Annotated in this window: 1 protein-coding gene; it reads right to left on the minus strand. The window is 63.8% G+C overall.

What is annotated here, in order from left to right:
* A protein-coding gene (locus tag CHB64_RS14980) for an IS3 family transposase (protein ID WP_143266043.1) occupies positions 1-1,093 on the minus strand; the annotation gives its coding sequence in 2 pieces (ribosomal slippage) (positions 1-838 and positions 838-1,093; 1,094 coding nt annotated over the 2 pieces). This gene is flagged as partial in the annotation.
* Between the last annotated feature and the right edge of the window lie 49 nt (positions 1,094-1,142).

Consider the following 1,142-nt stretch of genomic DNA (forward strand, 5'->3'; position numbering starts at 1 on the left):
CGGGTTTGGTCCTTCTCTGACCGGTTGTAGTATTCCCGCGGCGTGAGCCCGTCGAGGCTCGTATGCGGGCGGTGATGGTTGTAGTCGTCGCGCCATGCCGCGATCAACTGGCGGGCATGGCGCAGGCCGACAAAGAGGTGCTCGTTCAGGCATTCGTCCCGAAGGCGGCCGTTGAAGCTCTCGATGAAGCCGTTTTGCATGGGCTTACCCGGCGCGATGTAGCGCCATTCGACGCGGCGCTCCTCCTGCCACTTCAGGATGGCATTCGAGGTCAGCTCCGTGCCGTTGTCACTAACCACCATGCAGGGATAGCCGCGGATTTCCGCGATCCGGTCCAGTTCCCGGGCGACCCTGACGCCAGAGATCGAGGTATCGACGACGGTTGCCAGGCATTCGCGGCTGAAGTCGTCGATCACGCACAGCACACGGAACCGCCGCCCGCAGGACAGCGCATCCGACACGAAGTCGAGGCTCCAACGCTGGTTCGGGCCCTGCGGGATCGCCATCGGGGCCCGCGTCCCGAGCGCACGCTTCCGGCCGCCGCGCTTGCGCACGGTCAGCCGTTCCTCGCGATAGATGCGATAGAGCTTCTTCCAATTGACTTCCCAGCCCTCCCGGCGGAGCAGGATATGCAGGCGCCGATATCCGAACCGCCGCCGCTCGGACGACAGCTCGCGCAGGCGTCGTCGTAGTGGCCCGTCATCGCCCCGCGTCGAGCGATACCGGTAGACACGCGGATCGATCCCGACGAGCCGGCAGGCGCGCCTTTGGGAATAGCCCTTCTCGGTGATGGCCCAGTTCACGGCAGATCTCCTCGAACTGGGCCTCAGAAGTTTTTTCCGAGCATCTCGCGCAGCGTCGACACGTCCAGCATCGACTCCGCCAGGAGCTTCTTCAGCTTGGCGTTCTCCTCCTCGAGGGCCTTCAGCCGCTTCGCGTCCGATACTTCCATGCCGCCATACTTCGAGCGCCACTTGTAGAATGTCGGCTCGCTCACCCCGTGCTTCCGGCAGAGCTCCGCCGCGCTCAGCCCGGCCTGGTGCTCCTTCAGAATGCCAATGATCTGTTCTTCGCTGAACCTGCTGCGCTTCATCGTCCGTCTCCTCTGTCGAGGAACAGACTAACCTCAGAGTGGGGAGGTT

Origin of the sequence: Amphiplicatus metriothermophilus (assembly GCF_900199215.1) — a bacterium.
GTDB lineage: Bacteria > Pseudomonadota > Alphaproteobacteria > Caulobacterales > Parvularculaceae > Amphiplicatus > Amphiplicatus metriothermophilus.